This window comes from Promicromonospora sp. AC04 (assembly GCF_003058225.1).
In the GTDB taxonomy this organism is placed as follows: domain Bacteria; phylum Actinomycetota; class Actinomycetes; order Actinomycetales; family Cellulomonadaceae; genus Promicromonospora.
The window spans coordinates 163,498-181,592 of record NZ_QBUG01000007.1 but is presented as its reverse complement, the minus strand read 5'-3'; the positions used below and the strand labels follow the sequence as shown (position 1 = coordinate 181,592).

Annotated in this window: 17 protein-coding genes; 9 read left to right on the top strand and 8 right to left on the bottom strand. The window is 71.1% G+C overall.

Annotation, left to right across the window (positions count from 1 at the left end; genetic code table 11):
- Positions 1–27: 27 nt before the first annotated feature.
- From C8K30_RS19095 to C8K30_RS19085, 3 genes are all read left to right on the top strand, one after another.
- Positions 28–567 carry a DUF4190 domain-containing protein gene (locus tag C8K30_RS19095; protein WP_108494499.1) on the top strand — a complete coding sequence of 180 codons (540 nt, stop codon included), beginning with the start codon at positions 28–30 and terminating at the stop codon, positions 565–567.
- 130 nt (positions 568–697) lie between these two features.
- Complete coding sequence (locus tag C8K30_RS19090; protein ID WP_108494498.1) at positions 698–1,234, top strand: DUF4190 domain-containing protein; 537 nt, start codon at positions 698–700, stop codon at positions 1,232–1,234.
- A gap of 132 nt (positions 1,235–1,366) precedes the next feature.
- Positions 1,367–1,921 carry a DUF4190 domain-containing protein gene (locus C8K30_RS19085; protein WP_158281057.1) on the top strand — a complete coding sequence of 185 codons (555 nt, stop codon included), beginning with the start codon at positions 1,367–1,369 and terminating at the stop codon, positions 1,919–1,921.
- 6 nt (positions 1,922–1,927) lie between these two features.
- Here C8K30_RS19085 and C8K30_RS19080 read toward each other — a convergent pair whose 3' ends face one another.
- Positions 1,928–3,325: an FAD-dependent monooxygenase gene (locus C8K30_RS19080; protein WP_108494496.1), complete on the bottom strand. Its 1,398-nt coding sequence runs from the start codon at positions 3,323–3,325 to the stop codon at positions 1,928–1,930.
- Between the two features lie 107 nt (positions 3,326–3,432).
- Here C8K30_RS19080 and C8K30_RS19075 point away from each other — a divergent pair, with 107 nt between their 5' ends.
- From C8K30_RS19075 to C8K30_RS19050, 6 genes are all read left to right on the top strand, one after another.
- On the top strand, positions 3,433–4,005 hold the full coding sequence (locus tag C8K30_RS19075) for a TetR family transcriptional regulator (RefSeq protein WP_108494495.1): 573 nt from the start codon (positions 3,433–3,435) through the stop codon (positions 4,003–4,005).
- A gap of 198 nt (positions 4,006–4,203) precedes the next feature.
- Positions 4,204–5,880 (top strand): ABC-F family ATP-binding cassette domain-containing protein, encoded by a 1,677-nt coding sequence (locus tag C8K30_RS19070; protein WP_108494494.1) that lies wholly within the window; start codon positions 4,204–4,206, stop codon positions 5,878–5,880.
- A gap of 88 nt (positions 5,881–5,968) precedes the next feature.
- Positions 5,969–6,970 carry a chitinase gene (locus C8K30_RS19065; protein ID WP_108494493.1) on the top strand — a complete coding sequence of 334 codons (1,002 nt, stop codon included), beginning with the start codon at positions 5,969–5,971 and terminating at the stop codon, positions 6,968–6,970.
- A gap of 150 nt (positions 6,971–7,120) precedes the next feature.
- On the top strand, positions 7,121–8,494 hold the full coding sequence (locus tag C8K30_RS19060; RefSeq protein WP_108494492.1) for a chitinase: 1,374 nt from the start codon (positions 7,121–7,123) through the stop codon (positions 8,492–8,494).
- Between the two features lie 168 nt (positions 8,495–8,662).
- Positions 8,663–9,994, top strand: coding sequence for a ricin-type beta-trefoil lectin domain protein (locus tag C8K30_RS19055; RefSeq protein WP_233257284.1), 1,332 nt, complete (start codon positions 8,663–8,665; stop codon positions 9,992–9,994).
- Positions 9,994–11,277, top strand: coding sequence for an alginate lyase family protein (locus tag C8K30_RS19050; RefSeq protein WP_199230572.1), 1,284 nt, complete (start codon positions 9,994–9,996; stop codon positions 11,275–11,277). Before C8K30_RS19055 ends, C8K30_RS19050 begins: the two co-directional genes overlap by 1 nt.
- 108 nt (positions 11,278–11,385) lie before the next feature.
- On the opposite strand, the gene C8K30_RS19045 is transcribed toward C8K30_RS19050, so the two are convergent.
- The 7 genes from C8K30_RS19045 to C8K30_RS19015 form a co-directional block, all read right to left on the bottom strand.
- On the bottom strand, positions 11,386–11,829 hold the full coding sequence (locus C8K30_RS19045) for a DUF6314 family protein (protein ID WP_108494491.1): 444 nt from the start codon (positions 11,827–11,829) through the stop codon (positions 11,386–11,388).
- Positions 11,830–11,900: 71 nt separating this feature from the next.
- On the bottom strand, positions 11,901–12,821 hold the full coding sequence (locus C8K30_RS19040) for a diguanylate cyclase (RefSeq protein WP_108494490.1): 921 nt from the start codon (positions 12,819–12,821) through the stop codon (positions 11,901–11,903).
- Positions 12,818–13,198 carry a chemotaxis protein CheW gene (locus tag C8K30_RS19035; RefSeq protein ID WP_108494489.1) on the bottom strand — a complete coding sequence of 127 codons (381 nt, stop codon included), beginning with the start codon at positions 13,196–13,198 and terminating at the stop codon, positions 12,818–12,820. The genes C8K30_RS19040 and C8K30_RS19035 overlap by 4 nt, the downstream gene beginning before the upstream one ends.
- A 9-nt stretch (positions 13,199–13,207) precedes the next feature.
- Positions 13,208–14,467, bottom strand: coding sequence for a CheR family methyltransferase (locus C8K30_RS19030; RefSeq protein ID WP_108494488.1), 1,260 nt, complete (start codon positions 14,465–14,467; stop codon positions 13,208–13,210).
- Positions 14,464–15,510: a chemotaxis protein CheB gene (locus C8K30_RS19025; RefSeq protein WP_108494487.1), complete on the bottom strand. Its 1,047-nt coding sequence runs from the start codon at positions 15,508–15,510 to the stop codon at positions 14,464–14,466. Before C8K30_RS19025 ends, C8K30_RS19030 begins: the two co-directional genes overlap by 4 nt.
- The gene (locus C8K30_RS19020; RefSeq protein ID WP_158281056.1) at positions 15,507–17,495 is read right to left on the bottom strand and encodes a response regulator; all 1,989 of its coding nucleotides are present in this window, start codon (positions 17,493–17,495) and stop codon (positions 15,507–15,509) included. Before C8K30_RS19020 ends, C8K30_RS19025 begins: the two co-directional genes overlap by 4 nt.
- 8 nt (positions 17,496–17,503) lie before the next feature.
- Complete coding sequence (locus C8K30_RS19015) at positions 17,504–17,950, bottom strand: chemotaxis protein CheW (RefSeq protein ID WP_108494485.1); 447 nt, start codon at positions 17,948–17,950, stop codon at positions 17,504–17,506.
- Positions 17,951–18,095: the final 145 nt, after the last annotated feature.

Below are 18,095 nucleotides of genomic sequence, written 5' to 3'. Positions count from 1 at the left end.
TGGTTCTGTGACCAGGAAGGCAGCCTGATGACCCAGAACGACGGCGACAAGCCGTACGAGCCCAAGCCAGATCCCGAGACGCCGCCGACGCAGCCGTTGCCGGACCAGCCGTACGGCGCGGAGCCGCCGGCGGGCACCCCGCAGCAGCCGACCCCGCCCGCGCCCGCGGGCCCCGACGTGAACGCGCCCTACGAGCAGCCCGGCGCACCCGCGGCCTACGGACAGCCCGGCGCCCCCGCCGCGCCGCAGTACGGATACGCGCCCACCCCGCCCAAGAACGACCTGGCCGTGTGGTCGCTGGTCTCGGGCATCCTCAGCTTCATGATCTGTCCGCTGCTGCTCGGCATCGCCGCGGTCATCACGGGCACCATGAGCCGCAGGGCCGCCGACGAAGGCCTGGCGAACAACCGCGGGATGGGCACCGCCGGCCTGATCCTGGGCTGGGTCAACATCGGGCTGGTGGTGATCGGCATCGTCTTCTTCATCATCGCGCTGGCGATCGGGCTGTTCGCCGGAGGCATGAGCGGCTGGGACAACATGAACAACCCGAACGACTGGAACTACTGACGCTCCCACTCGCCTGAACGTGGGTAGGCCTCCCCATGCGTATTTCGTGCCGCATGGGGCGTCCTACCTGTAGGTTTGGCTCCTCCGTGCCGGTTCAGCCCCGGCCCACCGCAAGCAGAGAGGCAGCACGATGACCCAGCCTGACGGCGGCCAGTCGCCGTACGACCCGCCGCAGCAGCCGCAGCAGCCTGAGCCGGGCCAGCCGGTACCGCCGGCGGGGGCAGCTCCCGAGCAGCCCGCCCCGTACCAGCAGCCGTACCAGCAGCAGGCGCCGTACGGACAGCAGCCGCCGTACGGCGAGGCACCGCAGGCCCCGGTCTACGCGCAGGGTGGTCAGCCGTACGGCTACGGTGCCGCGCCGCTGCCGAAGAACAGCCTCGGCGTCTGGTCGCTCGTGCTGGGCATCCTGTCCGTGCTGGGCTGTGGCCTGCTCACCGGCATCGCGGCGATCATCACCGGCCACAAGAGCCGCAAGGCGCAGCAGGAGGGCGAGGCCGACAACGGTGGCATGGGCCTCGCGGGCATCATCACCGGCTGGGTCGGCATCGCGTGGACCACCATCTACGTCGTCTTCCTCATCGTCCTCGCGGCCTTCGCCGTGAACGACCCGTCGTTCCAGGACAGCTTCGAGCAGGAGTTCGACAGCGGTTACTCCCAGGACTACTGAGTCCGTCCCGCAATCCTCGGTCGGCCCGTCCCGCCCGCGGCGAGATACCTCATCTCACCCGGTGCGCGGCGGGCTGACCTGTACGTTGATGCCCCGTGCCACCCGGCGCGCGCGACCATGGAAGGCAGCACGATGACCCAGCCCGACGGTTGGCAGCCCCCGAACGACCCACGGCAGCAGCCGAACGTCCCGCCGCAGCAGCCGAACGCTCCGGTCCCGCCGCCGCCCCCGGACGCTCAGGTCCCGCCGCAGCCCGGCGGGCAGCCGCAGTACTACTCGGGGCAGCAGCCCCAGTACCAGTCCGGGCAGCAGCCCCAGTACCCGTCGGGGCAGCTCCAGCAGTACTCGTCGGGGCCTCTCACCCCGTACGGCGGGCCTCCGCCCCAGTACGTCTACCACCAGACGGTCACCCCGCCGAAGAACGACCTCGCCGTCTGGTCCCTGGTGACGGGCATCCTGAGCTGGATCCTCTGCCCCATCGTCCTGGGTATCGTCGCGATCATCATGGGGCACGCGAGCAAGCGAGCCATCAAGGAGGGGCAGGCGAACAACTCCGGCATGGCGACGGCCGGCCTGATCCTCGGCTGGATCAACGTCGGCCTGATCGGCGGGTTCTTCGTGGCGTGGCTGCTCTTCGCGCTCGTCGCGTTCCTCGGGGCCGGTGTCGCGGTCACCAACGAGCTGTAGGGCGCGTCAGGCCGCGTCGGCGACGTAGCCGTCGGGCCGGACCAGCAGCGTGGTCGTGTCGCCGTCGGCCCGGCGGGCGAGCACACGCTCGGCGGGGTCCGCCTCGCCGGGCGCGCGACCCATCTCCGGCAGCGGCGCGCCCGCGGGGGCGACCAGCACGAACCGGCCCGCCCGGAGCGCCTCGGCGAGGCGCGACCCGCCCTCCAGCGGCAGGTCGGGCACGCGCGTCCCGACCAGCGGGTGCGCCCCGCCGGGGCGTGGGTAGGCGACGCCCAGCGCGGACACGGTGAGCGCCGCCCGACGCCGGATCGGGGCCACCCGCGACACCAGGCCGATGGCGACGCCCCGCACGGCCGCGACGACCGGCCCCGGCAGCGTGGCGGCCCGCAGGATGCCACCGCTGGCGCGCAGCACCTGCTTGCCCACGGGGTGCCGCTCGGCCTGGTAGCTGTCGAGGACGGCGGCACGCTCGGCGTCGGGCAGGCGCAGCGCGGCGGCCAGCTTCCAGCCGAGGTTCGCGGCGTCCTGCATGCCCGTGTTCATGCCGAGCCCGCCCGCCGGGCTGTGCACGTGCGCGGCGTCGCCGGCGAGGAAGACGCGGCCCGCGCGGTAGGTGGGGGCCTGACGCTCGTCAGCATGGAAGCGGGACAGGAAGCGGGTCTCGCCCATGCCGTAGTCGTCGTGCAGCGTGGCGCGGGCGATGGAGCGCACCTCGTCGAGGTCGACCGGCTCGTCCTCGCCGACGTCGCGGTTGCCGTGCCAGCCGATGAACCGGTACCAGCCGTCGCCGAACGGGGCGAGGAAGCCGAGCGAGCTGTTCGCGGCCGCGACGGTGAGCGGGTCGGCCGGCTCGCGGGCCAGCCGGACGTCGGCCAGGACCATCGAGCGGATGACGGCGTGGCCGGGGAACGGGATGCCGACCGCGCCCCGCACCGTGGAGCGGGCGCCGTCGGTGCCGACCAGGTACTGGGCGCGCAGGGTCGAGCCGTCGGCGGTGGTGACGGTGACGCTCTGGTCGTCCTGGACCAGGGCGGTGACCTCGGTGTCGTGCCGGAAGCCGGCGCCCGCCTCCTCGGCGCGGCGGCGCAGCAGCCGCTCCACCTCGTACTGGGGCACGACGAGCACGTACTGGAACCGGGACGGCAGGTCAGCCAGGCTGATGGTGAGCCGCTGGAAGAGCCGGAGGCTCGGGACCTGCTGCCCCTTCGTCAGCAGCTCGTCCGCGAGGCCGCGCGCGTCGAGCATCTCCAGGCTGCGGGCGTGCACGGCGAACGCGCGGGTCAGGTTGCTCAGGCCGGCCGGGCGCTTCTCCAGGACGGTGACGCGGGCCCCGGCCGTGGCCAGGTCTCCGGCGAGCACGAGGCCGGTCGGCCCGGCCCCGACGACTACGACGTCCGCGTCCATGATGTCCTCCTGGTGGGTCGGGTCAACGGTTGTTTGCCAACGCTTGTTGACCACGGTAACGGACCGCGCGGCCAGAGGTCAACGGACGTTGGCATACAGTTGTTGGCATGGCAGACCCTGATGCTCCGCGCCGCCGCTCCGACGTGACCCGCACCGCGATCCTGGAGGCGGCCCGGCAGCGGTTCGCGGCCGACGGCTACGAGCGCGCCACGGTGCGCGCCATCGCGCAGGACGCCGGGATCGACCCGTCGATGGTCATGCGCTACTACGGCTCCAAGGAGGGTCTGTTCGCGGCGGTGATCGACGTCGAGCTGATCCTCCCGGACCTGAACGCGCTGCCGGTCGACGACGTCGGCGCCGTGCTCGTCGGGCACTTCCTCGACCTGTGGGAGAGCGACAGCGTGCTGCAGACCCTCCTGCGCGTCGGGGCGACGAACGAGGCCGGGGCCGCGCGGATGCGCGACGTGTTCGCCGGGCAGATCCTGCCGCTCGCCGAACGGTTCGTCGTGACCAGGAAGGACGCCGCGCGGCGCGCAGCGCTCGTGGCCTCGCAGGTGCTCGGCATGGCGCTCGTGCGGTACGTGCTGAAGTTCGCCCCCGCCGCGGACATGCCCAGGGCCGACGTCGTCGCCTGGCTCGGGCCGACCGTGCAGCGGTACCTCACGGCGAAGGCGCCGTGAATCACGTTGCACCCCGGCGTCGGGCCGTGTCAGGATCTGATCGCTCCTGCGGGCGTGCCGCGGTGTGAGGGAGCGATCCGAAGGACTGTGATGACAGGCATCTCCCGGTACGAGACCACCTCGCGCTGACGCCTGCCCTGCTGCACCTCCTGTTGCGGTACCCGGCGTCGGCACCTGCCACCACCCGGGAGTCCTTCCATGTTGTCCAACCCTTCTGTCGTGCTGCACGACGTCACCTTCGCCTGGCCTGACGGCGCCGTCGCGCTCGATCACGTCTCCGGCGCCTTCGGCCGCGGCCGCACCGGCCTGACCGGCCTCAACGGCGCCGGCAAGTCCACCCTGCTGCGCCTCGTCGCGGGCCTGCTCGCGCCGACGTCGGGACGGGTCGCCCTGAGCGGTACCGCCGACTACCTGCCGCAGCGCATCACGCTCGACACCGAGGCCACGGTGGCCGACCTGCTCGGCGTCACGCCCGTCGTGCGCGCGCTGCGCGCCATCGAGTCGGGCGATGTCGACGTCGCGCACTTCGACGTCGTCGGCGACGACTGGGACGTCGAGGAGCGGGCAGCCGCCCTGCTCTCGGCGACCGGGCAGCCCACGGGGCTCGACCGGTCGGTCGCCACCCTCTCCGGCGGCGAGGTCATGCTGACCGCGATCACCGGCGTCCGGCTGCGCCAGTCGACCGGGGGCGCCGCCGTCGCCCTGCTCGACGAGCCGACCAACAACCTCGACGGCGCCGCCCGCGAGCGCCTCTACGATCTGGTGCGGGGCTGGCGGGGCGCGCTCGTCGTCGTCTCGCACGACCTGGCGCTGCTGGAGCTGATGGACGACACGGCGGAGCTGCGGGCCGGTTCGCTGACCACGTTCGGTGGTCCGTACTCGGAGTACCGGGCGTGGCTGGCGGTGCAGCAGGAGGCTGCGGCGCAGGCGCTGCGCTCGGCCGAGCAGACGCTGCGCCGCGAGAAGCGGCAGCGGATCGAGGCCGAGGAGCGGATCGCGCACAGCGAGCGCAAGGGGCGCAAGGACGCCGCGAACAGCAAGTACGTCAAGGCCGTGATCAACGATCGGCGGAACAGCGCGGAGAAGTCGCAGGGTTTCCGGCGCGGGCTGCTGGACGACAAGGTGGACGCCGCCCGCGCGGCGGTCGACGTGGCGGAGCGTGCGGTGCGCGACGACGACCGGATCTCGGTGGACCTGCCCGACCCGGGTGTGCCCGCCGGGCGGCGGCTCGCGGTGCTGCGCGGTGCGGACGGCCGGGAGGTCGTGATCCAGGGTCCGGAGCGGATAGCGCTGACTGGCCCGAACGGCGTCGGCAAGACGACTCTCCTGGAGCGTCTCCTGGCGAGCGTCCCGGCCGCCTCGTTGGGTGCTGGGTACTTGTCGCGTGACGCCGCTCCCGAGGCGCAGACGTCCAGCACCCAGCGGGGTGGGGCGGCGGGCGGGGTGGTGTTGACCGAGCGGACGGCGTATCTGCCGCAGCGGGTCGATGTGCTGCCCGAGGCGTCGCCCGTGCTGGACGCCGTGCGGGAGGGTGCGCCGCACGTGCCGCCGGGGGAGCTGCGCAACCGGCTTGCGCGCTTCCTGGTGCGGGGGGCCGCGGTGGACCGGCCGGTCGCGACGCTGTCGGGCGGCGAGCGGTTCCGGGTGGCTTTGGCGCGGCTGCTGCTGGCGGACCCGCCGGCGCAGCTCCTGGTGCTGGACGAGCCGACGAACAACCTCGACATCGCGAGCACGGACCAGCTGGTGGACGCGTTGTCGGCGTACCGGGGCGCGCTGCTGGTGGTGAGCCACGACGCGGCGTTCCTGGAGCGGCTGGGCCTGGACGCGGAGATCCGGCTGGACGCGGCGGGCAACCTGACGGAGGTCCGGAGGTAGCGAGGTACGGGATAACCCTGATGCGCCAAATTTCACCCGGGTTGTACGGTCTCTTTACTTATCCGACCGACATCTTCGGGAGACGACGATGAAGACCAACCCGAGGCGCCTCGCCCTGCTGAGTGCCGTGACCGCGATCGTCCTGGCGGCTGGTGGTATGGCCGGTGCCGTTGCCATGGAGGTCGCCGGTCCCCGGGCGGACACCCAGGCCGAGGCGGCGAAGATGCCCGGCGCACCGTACCTCTACCTCGGCTGGGGCGACCCGCAGAGCGCCACCTCGGTGATGAGCGAGACCGGCGTCTCCGCCTTCACGATGGCGTTCATGCTGTCGTCCGGCGGCTGCACGCCCGCATGGGACGGGCAGCGGCCGTTGACCGGCGGTACCGACCAGCAGACGATCGACGCGATCAAGGCCGCGGGCGGCCAGGTGCAGATCTCGTTCGGCGGCTGGTCCGGCAACAAGCTGGGCCCGAACTGCTCCAGCCCCGAGGCGTTCGCCGGGGCCGTGCAGCAGGTCATCGACGCGCACGGGCCCGACGTCGTGGACTTCGACATCGAGAACACCGACGAGCTCGAGGACTTTGCCGTCCAGGACCGGATCCTGCAGGGGATCGCGATCGTCAAGCAGAACAACCCGGACGTGCAGGCCGTCGTCACGATCCCGACCTCGATCAGCGGGCCGGCCGGCGCCGGGGCACGCCTCATCACGCGTGCCGCCGAGCTGGGCACACCGATCGACAACTACACGATCATGACGTTCGACTTCGGCGGCTCCGACATGGTCGCCGACTCGATCAGCGCCGCCCAGGGCCTGCGGGACCAGCTCAAGTCCGCGCACGGCTGGTCCGACGCCGAGGCGTACGCCCACTCGGGCATCTCGGGAATGAACGGGGTGTCCGACGTCGGCGAGACCACCACGCCCGCCCAGTGGACGCAGATCCGCGACTGGGCCAGCGCCCAGGGCCTGACCCGGTTCGCGTACTGGGCGGTCAACCGCGACCGGGCCTGCCCGGGCGGCGGCGTGGTCTCGAACTGCAGCGGCATAGACCAGGCCAACCTCGAGTTCACGCGGATCACCGCGGGGTTCTGACCGGACCACACCTACCGCGTCATGCCGGGACCTCGGGCCACCACGGTGGCCCGAGGTGCTCGTGCGTACGTGGAAACCCCAGTGTTGCCGTCGTCCGACCACGCAGTAAGGTCTCCTCACTTATTCGCATGTAGGTCAAGGAGGACGACCATGCAAGCACGCCGACGGCACCGGGTAATTGGTGGCCTCACTGCTCTGACGACTGCCCTGCTGACTGTGTTCGCACTCGGCGTCGGCGCGTCCTCCGCGCAGGCGGCAACGGGCGCGATCACGGGATTCGCAGGCAAGTGCGTGGATGTCGACGGCGCGAACAGCGCCGACGGCACCCAGGTCCAGCTGTACACCTGCAACGGCACGGCCGCGCAGAGCTGGGACGTCCGCTCCGACGGGACGATCCGCGCGCTCGGCAAGTGCCTCGACGTCGCGTGGGCGAACCCCGCCAACGGAACCAAGGTGCAGATCGTGAGCTGCAACGGCAACGCCGCGCAGCAGTGGACGCACCAGGCGGACGGCACGCTGCGGGCACTGGGCAAGTGCCTCGACGTGTCCGGCTGGAACAGCGCCGACCGCACCCCGCTGATCATCTGGGACTGCCACGGTGGCGCCAACCAGGTGTGGAACCTGCCGGCGGGCGGCGGCGACCCGGGCACCGGGCGCATGCCGGGGAGCCCCTACCTGTACCTCGGCTGGGGCAACCCGCAGAACGCCGTCGACGTCATGAACCAGACCGGCGTCCGGTCGTTCACGATGGCGTTCATGCTGTCCTCCGGTGGCTGCAACCCCGCTTGGGACGGCAGCCGGCCGCTCACCGGCGGAACCGACCAGCAGACCATCAACGCGATCAAGGCCGCGGGCGGCCAGGTGCAGATCTCGTTCGGCGGCTGGTCCGGCAACAAGCTGGGCCCCAACTGCGCGACGCCGGAGGCGTACGCCGGGGCGGTGCAGCAGGTCATCAACGCGCACCAGCCCAACGTCGTCGACTTCGACATCGAGAACTCCGACGAGTTCGAGAACGAGGCGGTCCAGGACCGCATCCTGCGCGGCCTGGCCATCGTCAAGAGCAACAACCCCGGTGTCAAGGTAGTGGTCACCTTCGGCACCGGGCAGAGCGGCCCGAACTGGTGGGGCACGCGCCTGATCAACCGCGCCGCCGAGCTGGGCGTGCCGATCGACAACTACACGATCATGACGTTCGACTTCGGCTCGTCGAACATCGCCCAGTCGACGATCAGCGCCGCCGAGGGCCTGAAGAACCAGCTCAAGACCGCGCGCGGCTGGACGGACGCCCAGGCGTACGCCCACATGGGCATCTCAGGCATGAACGGGCTCTCCGACCAGAGTGAGCTCACCTCGCCCGCCGCCTGGACCCAGATCCGCGACTACGCCCGGGACAACGGCCTCACCCGCCTGGCGTTCTGGTCGGTCAACCGTGACCGGGCCTGCCCCGGTGGGGGTGTGGTCTCGAACTGCAGCGGTATCGACCAGGGCAACCTCGAGTTCACCCGGATCACGGCCGGCTTCTGACCCGACCCCTCATGGTTGTGGGCGTGATCGTTGCGACAACGTGCCCGTCTTGGGCGCAACGATCACGCCCACAACCATGAGGGCGTACGGGGAACCCCCAATGTTGCCGGTGTCAAAGAAGCCGTACGGTCTCCTTACTTACAACCCTGAAAGTTTTCTGGAGGAACCATGCGAGCACGTCTACGGCGCCGTGTCTTCGGCGGCCTCACAGCTCTGGCGATAGCCTTCGGAACCGTTCTCGCGTTCGGCGGCGGCACGCTGCCGGCCCAGGCGGCGACGGGGTCCATCACGGGATACGGCGGCAAGTGCGTCGACGTCGCGGCGGCCAGCTCCGCGAACGGCACCCAGATCCAGCTCTACGGCTGCAACGGCACCAGCGCACAGACCTGGGACGTGCGCACCGACGGCACGGTCCGGGCGCTCGGCAAGTGCCTCGACGTGGCGAGCGGGAGCTCCGCGAACGGCACCCGCATCCAGCTCTGGGACTGCAACGGCAGCGCGGCGCAGGCCTGGACGGCGCTCGGGGACGGCACGCTGCGTGCGCTCGGCAAGTGCCTCGACGCGACCGGGCCGAGCTCGGCGGACGGCACGCCCCTGCAGCTGTGGGACTGCTTCGCCGGGGACAACCAGCGCTGGACGCTGCCGACGGGCGGCGGCAACCCCGACCCGAACCCGGCGAAGATGCCGGGCGCGCCCTACCTGTACCTGGGCTGGGGCAACCCGCCGAGCGCCACGTCGGTGATGAGCCAGACGGGCGTGCGGGCGTTCACCATGGCGTTCATCCTCTCGTCCGGGGGCTGCAACCCCGCGTGGGACGGCAGCCGCCCGCTCACCGGCGGCGTCGACCAGCAGACCATCAACGCGATCAAGGCCGCCGGTGGCCAGGTGCAGATCTCGTTCGGCGGCTGGTCCGGCAACAAGCTCGGCCCGAACTGCTCGACGCCGGCGGCGTACGCCGGGGCCGTGCAGCAGGTCATCAACGCGCACCAGCCCAACGTCGTGGACTTCGACATCGAGAACTCCGACGAGTTCGAGAACACAGTCGTGCAGGACCGCATCCTCCAGGGCCTGACCATCGTCAAGCAGAACAACCCGAACGTGAAGATCGCCGTCACGATCGGCACGGGCCGCGGCGGCCCGGAGGGTGCGGGCACCCGGCTGATCAACCGGGCCGCGCAGCTCGGCGTCCCGATCGACAACTACACGATCATGCCGTTCAACTTCGGCTCCTCGAACATCGCGCAGGACACGATCAACGCGTCCGAAGGGCTGAAGAACCAGCTCAAGTCGGCCCGCGGCTGGACGGACGCCCAGGCGTACGCCCACATGGGCATCTCCGGCATGAACGGGAGCTCCGACCAGGGCGAGATCACCACCACCGCCGCCTGGACGCAGATCCGGGACTACGCGCGGAACAACGGGCTGACCCGGCTGGCGTTCTGGTCCGTCAACCGGGACCAGCCGGGGTTCGAGTTCACGCGCATCACGGGAGGCTTCTGATGAGGATCCGCAGCAGCAGGGCGTCCGCCCGCACCCTGGTCACGCTCGCGGTCGCCGTCGGGCTGGTCCTGCCCGCGGCCGCGGCAGGTGCGGCGAGCGCCCCGCCCGGGGCACGCGCCGCCGTCGGGCAGCAGGCGCCCGCCGTCCCCGACGCCGCTCCCGGGGCCGCCCCCGCCGACGTGCCCACGACCTTCACCCACCCGGGCGTCCACGTCAGCCGGCCGCAGCTCGACTTCGTCCGGCAGCAGGTGCAGGCCGGTGCGCAGCCGTGGTCGAACGCCTACAACGCGATGATGGGGAGCCGGTACGCGTTCCTGTCGTACACGCCGCACCCCCGGGCGGTCGTCGAGTGCGGGTCGTACTCCAACCCGAACTACGGCTGCACCGACGAGCGGGAGGACGCGATAGCGGCCTACACCCACGCGCTGGCCTGGTCGGTGACCGGGGACACGCGGTACGCGCAGAAGTCGATCCAGATCATGAACGCCTGGTCGCCCGTGATCCAGGACCACACCAACTCGAACGCGCCGCTCCAGACGGGGTGGGCCGGGTCGGTGTGGCCGCGGGCCGCCGAGATCATCCGGTACACCGGCGCGGGCTGGGCCGCGGCCGACGTCGACCGGTTCGAGACGATGCTGCGCAACGTCTACCTGCCCGAGGTCATCAACGGCTCCAACAGCAACGGGAACTGGGAGCTGTCGATGATGGAGGCCGCCGTCGGCATCGCGATCTTCCTCGACGACCGGAACGCGTACGCCTCCGCCCGCCAGCGGTTCCTCGTGCGGGTGCCAGCGTTCATCTACCTGACGTCGGACGGGTCGGTGCCGCGCACCGTGCCCGGATCCGGCCGGGACACGCCGGACGAGATCTTCTCCTACTGGCACAACCAGCGCACGCTGGTCAACGGCCTGGCGCAGGAGACCTGCCGGGACTTCACGCACACCGGCTACGGCATCTCGGCGATCTCCCACGTGGCCGAGACCGCCCTGATCCAGGGTGACGACCTGTACCCGCAGGTGGGGGAGCGACTGCGGTACGCGCTCGGGTTCCACTCGACCTACCAGCGGGGCGCCGCGGTGCCATCATGGCTCTGCGGCGGTTCGCTGCACCTGGGCCTCGGCCCGGTCACCGAGGTCGGCTTCAACGCCCTGCACAACCGGCAGGGCCACGCCATGACCAACACGCAGGCCCTGACGGAGTCCACCCGTCCGCAGGGCACCAACAACCTGTTCGTGGCATGGGAGACGTTGACCCACGCGGAGAACCCGAACGTGATCCCCTGACGGTCGGGTACCTGACGAGCAGGCACTGAGTCGGCAGCTTGCATCGAGATCGGTCCAGACCTGGACCGATCTCGACGCAAGCTGCCGACCTCCGCCCGGGGCCGACGGTCAGCGGGGGCGGGAGTAGCGGGTGGTCATCGTGTAGTTCTTGTCCGGGCCCTTGACGCGCCAGTGCAGCTCCCACTCCGGCGCCGACGGCGGGGCCGGCTCCGCCGGGACGTCCACACCGCCCCGGTAGAGGTCGCGGCCGCACAGGTGCTCGACCGCCCCGGCCGTCCAGGGGTGGAAGTCCCGGCCGTCCTCGAAGGTCACCAGCCACGCGGGCGCGGACGCGCCGTCGTCGGCCGGATCCTCCCGGGCCAGGAAGAGCGTGCGGCTCACCGGGGTGCTCCCCGCGGCCCAGCGCAGGGTGCCGCGCTCGGCCCAGCGCACCCGGCCGTCGTCCTCCAGCGTGAACTCGGCCCTGCCCTGCGCGGTGTACTCCGCGCCGTCGCGGTGGTCGTGGACCCCCCGCAGGAAGTCCCAGGTGCCGACGAGCCGGAGCGGATCCACCGCTCGACCTTAGCGGCCAAGCACCCGGGACGGGCTCGACGACGATCGCCCGACCACGTTCCGAGACACTTCTAGCCGGTCGAGGGATTGGCTGCGGCGGCGACCCGGTTCCGGCCCGAGGACTTCGCGCGGTACATGCAGACGTCGGCGAGACTGACGGTCGCGTCAGCAGTACCTGCGGGGCCGGCCGCACAGCCTCCGCTGACGGTGACGGTGATGCTCTTGCCGTCGACGACCACGGGCGACGCGGCTGTCGCCGAGCGGATCCGGTCGGCGACCACCAGCGCGCCGTCGAGACCGGTGTCCGGCAGGATGACGAGGAACTCCTCACCGCCCCAGCGGCCGCCGATGTCCCCGGCGCGCAGCTCGCCCCGTAGGTGTCCGGCGAAGGCGCGGAGCACCTGGTCGCCGGCCGAGTGCCCGTAGGTGTCGTTGACCCGTTTGAAGTGGTCGAGGTCGAACAGCACGACGCACAGGGGGTACTGGCGACGGACCGAGTCGCTGTGCAGGCGATCGAGCTCCTCGGCGAGGTGCCGGCGGTTGTAGAGGCCGGTGAGCGAGTCGGTGCGGCTGAGCTGCTCCAGCTCGGCGTTGCGCTGCTGGAGCTGGTCCTGCAGCTTCTTGACGTGGGCCGCCGCCGCGACGCGGGCGAGCAGCTCGGGATCCTCGAACGGCTTCCTGAGGTAGTCGTGGGCGCCGCCGCGCAGCCCTGCCACCACATCGTCCAGTGTGCTCCGGCCGGTAAGGAACACGACCGGGATGTCGCGGAGCTCGGCATCGCCCTTGAGCTCGCTCAGCACCTGAAATCCGTCGAGACCGGGCATCTCGACGTCGAGGAGCACAACATCGGGCGGATCCTCGCGGCACCGTCGAACCGCGTCGACCCCGTCCACGGCCTCGACGACCCGGTAGCCCTCGCTCTCCAGGCCGTCCCGGACCACTGCGCGGATCACGAGCGAGTCGTCGGCGACCAGGACCGTCGTGGTGGTCATAGTCGTCCGGCCAGTGCTGTCGGGTCGGCGACGAAGACGAGGTGGCCGCCGGAGTCGACAGTCCCGGAGACGAGAGGGTGGCCCTGGCCCCGTGGTGCGGGCCGGATCTCGGCGTCGTCGAACTGCCGCAGGCCGGTGACGACGTCCACGAGCAGGCCGAAGGTCTGGTCGTGCGCCTCGATCACCAGGATGTACGAGCCGTCGGACGTGAGCGGTGAGATGACCGTCAGAGGAGGGTCTCCCGGGATGATGCCGGCGACGTCGGCGGCCGGGTCCGGCAGCGAGATCAGGTCGGCGGCGGTGCGGACCGCGAGAGTCGCCAGCAGGGGCACGCAGTACGCCGCGCCTGCCGCCCGGAAACAGACCATCGTCGACATGGCGGGTCCTCACGACCTCGAGTCGAGCAGCTTGAGGATCTCGGCCGAGGCGTATCCCTCGAGACCGGCCGGCGTGTGGTCGGGACCGGCGTCGGCCAGGGCGCGGCGAGCGGTCGCGAAGGCACGCCTCGCCGAGCCCAGGTCACCCGCTGCTTCGAGCGCCAGGCCAAGGTGCAGCTGCGTCACCGGGTCGTGCGGCCTGAGGTAGGCACACTTGCGAAAGGCCACGACAGCCGCGTCGTAGTCGCCCGTGGCGATCGCAGCCTGAGCCGCCTGCTCCAGAAGATCGGCCGGTTCAGGTGACTCGGACCGAGCCGGCTCCCGTTCGGCTCGTGTGACGGGGCGGCCGGACCGGCTCGCGGTGACCGGGGACGTCCGCGCTCTGACGGGGCTCGTCGAACGCGGGCGCGTTGTGACCGACTGGGCCGCGCGCCCGTCCGGCTGGTTCTGGCCGGGGCTCTGTGGAGAGGAGGCCGGCTCGGCGAGCCGTTGGCGGTAGATGAAGGTGTCGCCCACATGGATGGCTCGGAAGCGATCGGAGACCTGCCAGATCGTCTCGGCCGCGCCGACGAAGAGGGTTGTGGTCGGGGCAAGGTTCGTGGCGATCCGGTCGAGGAACCGGCGGACCTGGTCGGGGGAGAGGTAGATGAGCACGTTGCGGCAGAAGACGACCTCGCAGGACAGGACGTCGGGTGGAAGCGGGTCGAGGAGGTTGTGCTGCAGCGCGCTGACCCGGGCTCGAACCCGTTCGTTGACCTCCCAGCCGTCCCCGACGCGCGTGAGGTGTCGCTCGATCCGGTCGGCCGACAGACCGGCCACCTCGCGGTCGGAGTAGCGGGCGGCCGAGGTCCGCCGCACCGCGTCGGTCGAGAGGTCCGTCGCGACGACAGTGCCCTCGATGCCCTGGTCCTCCAGCAGCATCGCCAGGGTGAAGGTCTCCTGGCCGTTGGCGCAGCCCGCGCTCCAGATCCGCACCGGACGGGACAGCTCTGGCAGCACGTCGCGGACGAGTACCTCGAACTGCTCGGGATGGCGGAAGAACCCGGTCTCCTGCACGGTGACGCGGTTCAGCAGGCCCTGGAGCCACCCGGCATCCACCATCAGCCTGTCGGCGTACGCGGTGGGATCCTGGCCCCTGCGTGCGGCCTCGTCACGAATGGCGCGGCGCAGGCGTCCCCGCATGGTCCTGTCCGGACGCAGGCCGATGCGCAGGTGGAGAAGGTCGGCCACCCGGTCGACAACGGTCTCGAGGGCTCGGCCGCCCGTCATGCGCGCGTCACCTCGCGCACGGCCCGCTGCACGGCGTCGGCCATCTTGTCGATCCGGACCAGCTCGGTCACCGCACCGACTCCGACGGCGGCCTTCGGCATCCCGAACACCGTGGACGAGGCCTCGTCCTGGGCGAGGGTCGCGCCGCCGCTCTGGTGGATCGCCAGCAGTCCCTGCGCCCCGTCGTCGCCCATGCCGGTGAGCTGCACGCCGATCGCGGCCGAGCCGGCGGTGCGGGCCACCGATCGGAACAGCTCGTCGGCCGATGGCCGATGCGTCGTGGCCGGCGACTCGACCAGCTCGAGCCGGCCGCCTGCCGCATAGTGCAGGTGACGTTCCCCGGGGGCGAAGTAGACCCGTCCGGGTCGGGCGACCTGCTGGTGACCGGCGATCTCGACGGGGAGGGCGGAGACCCGGGACATCCATTCGACCAGGCCCGCGGTGAATCCAGGATCCAGGTGCTGGACCACCAGCACCGGAGCCTCGAGTCCGGCCAGCCCACCCAGCAGGGTTACCAAGGCACTGGGCCCCCCGGTCGAGGCGGCGATCGCCACGACCGGTTGTTGCCCGACGCGCGCCGCGGTGCCGCGCGGTTGGCCCGGCACGTGGCTGCCCCGCGGGTGGCGGATGACCTGGACCTTGCTGATCTGGCGAACGGTTCGCCGAAGCTCAGCACCCTCCGCGGGTGTCCACCGCGGCGGGCGCTGCCGGGCCTCGAGGGCACCGGCGACCAGGGCCTCGACCGCCGAGGCCGCGTGCCGGTCGGGGAGTTGGGTCGACAGGATCAGGATCGGCGTGGGCGTCCGCGCCATGATCTGCTCGATGGCTCGCTGGCTCTGCCCGTCCCGAAGGTGCAGGTCGAGGACGACGACATCGGGACGAGTCGTCGCGACGAGCTCGATGGCCTCGGCGGCGGTGGAAGAACAGTCCGCGATGACGATGTCACCCTGAACCTGCAGGATCGACATGAGCTGGCTCCGCTGCGCGGACTCGTCCTCGACGAGCACCACGCGAATCCTCGCACCAGCGGCTCTTCCGCTCATGCCTTCATCCCCAGGAGGCGGTTCACGGCGCTCAGCAGGCTTGCTTCGTCGAATGCGGTCTTGGTGATGTAGCCGTCCGCCCCTGCGTCCATCCCCCGCTGCCTGTCGGCGTCGCTGGAGCGGGAGCTGACGATCAGCACGGGAGTGTTGGCCAGCTTCGGATCGGCCCGGATCGCCTCGGTCAGCGCGAAGCCGTCCATCGTCGGCATCTCGATGTCGGTCACGACCAGGTCGCTGGGTTCCTGGACGAGCTGCGACAGGGCGTGCTGCCCATCGGTCGCCACCCGTACGTCGAACCCGGCTCGCTCGAGGATGCCGCGCTGCAGCTCGCGGACGACGAGCGCGTCATCGACTACGAGCACGCTGCGTCGTGCCGTGTCCGGTCCCTCGGTGGGCGTTGTCGGCATGCTCGTCCGACTCGTCTGGCCGGCCCGCCAGATCAGGCCGGGCGGGTCCAGAACCAGCAGGATCGAACCGTCGGGCTCCACGCTTGCGCCGGCGATCAACGGCAGGGGAGGAAGCAGCGGGCTGAGTGCCTTGATGACCACGTCGCTCTGTCCGATCAGCCGGTCGACGCCGAAGGCGTGTCGTCGGGAGGTGCTGGCGAGCACCACGACCGGTCCGTCGGCCGCCTCGCCTCCGGCCAGTCCGAGCGTCTCGCCGAGCGGTTGGACCGGCACCGGATGACCGTCCACCCACAGCACCGGTCTCCCCTCCGCGTGCGCGATCCGGGAGGGCTCCGGCGCCTGGGAGTGCACCACCCGATGGAAGGGCAACGCAAAGCGCTGGCCGGCGACCTCGACGAGCAGGCATCGCAGCACGGCCACGGTGATCGGCACGATGATCCTGAACTCGGTGCCGACGCCGGCCTCCGAACGAACCTCGACCCGGCCATGGGTTGCCTCCACGCTGGTCCGCACGACGTCGAGGCCGACACCGCGCCCGGAGACGTCGGTGACGAACTGCGCGGTGGACACGCCGGCCCGGAAGGTAAGCCCGACACGCTCGTCCTCGGTGAGCTCCTCGGTGTCGATGCCGAGGCGGTTCGCCTCCCGCTCGACGCCCTCCGAGTCGATGCCCCGGCCGTCGTCGCTCACCGCGAGGATCACCTCCGGGCCGAGCTGCATCGCGTGGAGGCGCAGGGTTGCCTGGGGCTGCTTCCCGGCCTGTTGCCGTTCCTCGCGCGACTCGATGCCGTGGTCGACCGCGTTGCGGACCAGGTGCATGAGGGAGTCCGACAACCGGTGCAGCACGCCGCGGTCCATCTCGGTGTCGACGCCTTCCGCCGCCCAGCGGACGTCCTTGCCCTGGGCGCGTGCAAGGTCTCGCACCGCCCGATGCAGCTGGTCGGTGACCGTGGACACCGGCACCATCTGCGCGCGCATCGTGTGGTCGCGGAGGTCGTTGAGCGAGCTGGACAGCTCGTTGAACTCGGCACAGCCAGCCGGGTCGACGTCGAACCTGTCGTTGAGCATCCGCCCGACGCGCAGGTGGGCCGAGGCGGTCTCACCGACGAGGCGAGTGAGCTCGTCCAGGCGTTCGACGGGAACCATGATGAAGTCGGCGCCGCTCGCGGGGTTCCGGGGAGGTTCGGGGCGTGCGCCGTCGGGTACCGGAGCCCGGCTCACGGGTGGGGGAGCGGCTTGCCGGGCAGGCGGGTCCGGCACGTCGGCCGGCGTTCCCGAGACGGCTCCGCGCAGCTCGTCAGTGCCCCGCAACAGGGTGTCGATCACCTCAGCGGTGACCGGCCGCCGCCCGGCTCGTACGTCGTCGACCACTTCCTCGAGGCGGTGCGCCATACGGCTCACCTCGTCGAGCCCGGCGACCGCGGCGGAGCCCTTGAGGGTATGCAGCTCGCGAAAGACGGACCCTATGAGCCTCTCGCCGTCAACGCCCTGCTCCAGCTGGAGCAGCAGCCTGCCGAGCTCGGCGAGTCGAACCGCGGCCTCCTGCCCGAACAGCTGACGCACCTGCTCTTGACTCATTCCCGACATCAGTCGTCCCACGTCGGTGTCGGGTCAAGGCGTGAACCCGGATCCCGGACCCACTCGGGGGACAGCAGTGCGGCAAGGTCGAGCAACGTGGCCACGTGCGGGCCCACCCGATGCTGCCCCGTGGTACCCGGCAGCTCCGCCGGGCCGATGGGAGCATCGAGCAGCTGACGCCGAGGAAAGCCGGTCGTCGCCAGGCCGGTGAGCCCTTGCGCGGAGGCCACGACGACGGCGAACGCGGTCGTCTCGACCCTGCCCAAGCCCAGCAGCGCTGCCGTGTCGAGCAACGGGACGATCTGACCCCGCAGATTGAACAGGCCGATCACCACCTGTGGCGCGGTCGCCAGCGGGGTCAGGGTCGGAGCCGCGACCACTTCGCGAGCCCAGTCCACCGGCAGGGCATACAGATCGGCCCCCACCGGGAGCAGCAGAGCGTGAACGGCGGTCATCGGAGCACGTCGCCTTCGCCTGTCGTGGCTGGGGTAGCCGGGGTGGCTGGGGTGGCTGCGGTGGTTTCGAGGTCGCCGGCGAGGTCGGCGAGGTTGCCGGCGGCGTCGGCGATCTGTTGGGCGGTTGCTGAGACCTGTCGGCTGG

Bases quoted from the DNA above. Each gene is read 5' to 3' on its own strand.
- C8K30_RS19095 (WP_108494499.1), top strand. From the start codon at position 28: ATGACCCAGAACGACGGCGACAAGCCGTACGAGCCCAAGCCAGATCCC.
- C8K30_RS19090 (WP_108494498.1), top strand. From the start codon at position 698: ATGACCCAGCCTGACGGCGGCCAGTCGCCGTACGACCCGCCGCAGCAG.
- C8K30_RS19085 (WP_158281057.1), top strand. From the start codon at position 1,367: ATGACCCAGCCCGACGGTTGGCAGCCCCCGAACGACCCACGGCAGCAG.
- C8K30_RS19080 (WP_108494496.1), bottom strand. From the start codon at position 3,325: ATGGACGCGGACGTCGTAGTCGTCGGGGCCGGGCCGACCGGCCTCGTG.
- C8K30_RS19075 (WP_108494495.1), top strand. From the start codon at position 3,433: ATGGCAGACCCTGATGCTCCGCGCCGCCGCTCCGACGTGACCCGCACC.
- C8K30_RS19070 (WP_108494494.1), top strand. From the start codon at position 4,204: ATGTTGTCCAACCCTTCTGTCGTGCTGCACGACGTCACCTTCGCCTGG.
- C8K30_RS19065 (WP_108494493.1), top strand. From the start codon at position 5,969: ATGAAGACCAACCCGAGGCGCCTCGCCCTGCTGAGTGCCGTGACCGCG.
- C8K30_RS19060 (WP_108494492.1), top strand. From the start codon at position 7,121: ATGCAAGCACGCCGACGGCACCGGGTAATTGGTGGCCTCACTGCTCTG.
- C8K30_RS19055 (WP_233257284.1), top strand. From the start codon at position 8,663: ATGCGAGCACGTCTACGGCGCCGTGTCTTCGGCGGCCTCACAGCTCTG.
- C8K30_RS19050 (WP_199230572.1), top strand. From the start codon at position 9,994: ATGAGGATCCGCAGCAGCAGGGCGTCCGCCCGCACCCTGGTCACGCTC.
- C8K30_RS19040 (WP_108494490.1), bottom strand. From the start codon at position 12,821: ATGACCACCACGACGGTCCTGGTCGCCGACGACTCGCTCGTGATCCGC.
- C8K30_RS19035 (WP_108494489.1), bottom strand. From the start codon at position 13,198: ATGTCGACGATGGTCTGTTTCCGGGCGGCAGGCGCGGCGTACTGCGTG.
- C8K30_RS19030 (WP_108494488.1), bottom strand. From the start codon at position 14,467: ATGACGGGCGGCCGAGCCCTCGAGACCGTTGTCGACCGGGTGGCCGAC.
- C8K30_RS19025 (WP_108494487.1), bottom strand. From the start codon at position 15,510: ATGAGCGGAAGAGCCGCTGGTGCGAGGATTCGCGTGGTGCTCGTCGAG.
- C8K30_RS19020 (WP_158281056.1), bottom strand. From the start codon at position 17,495: ATGAGTCAAGAGCAGGTGCGTCAGCTGTTCGGGCAGGAGGCCGCGGTT.
- C8K30_RS19015 (WP_108494485.1), bottom strand. From the start codon at position 17,950: ATGACCGCCGTTCACGCTCTGCTGCTCCCGGTGGGGGCCGATCTGTAT.